We start from the raw sequence: 561 nt of genomic DNA, 5'->3' as shown, positions 1-561 counted from the left end.
TTGGTTGTGTAATAGTAAAGTTTCTAGTAGCTGTACATGCGTTAGCATCGGTTACTGTTACAGTATATGTTCCTGCACTTAATCCAGTTGCTGTAGCAGCCGTTCCACCTGATGGAGACCAAGAATAAGTATATCCACCAGCACCACCAGAAGGAGTCACCGAAGCAGAACCATTAGATCCTCCATTACAAGATACGTTTGTTTGCGCAGCAGTTGCCGTACTGATAGCAGTTGGCTGTGTGATTACAAAGTTAACAGCAGTAGTACAACTGTTTGCATCCGTTACAGTACAAGTCCAAGTTCCGGCGCTTAATCCTGTTACTGATCGTGTTCCATCACCTGTTGGGGTGCCTGGAGTCCAGTTGTAGGTATATCCACCCGCTCCACCTGTCGGAATATTAATCGAGGCAGCTCCATTAGAACCTCCGTTGCACGAAATATTGGTTTGAGAAGCTGCAGTTGCTACAATAGCAGTTGGTTGTGTAATAGTAAAGTTTCTAGTAGCCGTACATGCGTTAGCATCGGTTACCGTTACAGTATATGTTCCTGCACTTAATCCAG

1 protein-coding gene is annotated in these 561 nt (G+C 44.9%); it reads right to left on the bottom strand.

Annotated features, from left to right (window positions below; all coding sequences use genetic code 11):
• On the bottom strand, nucleotides 1-561 hold a 561-nt coding region (locus AC061E_RS16620; protein WP_478287253.1), incomplete at both ends, for a SprB repeat-containing protein.

This window comes from Flavobacterium sp. GNP011, assembly GCF_056428925.1.
This window is presented reverse-complemented; position numbering and strand designations above follow the sequence as displayed.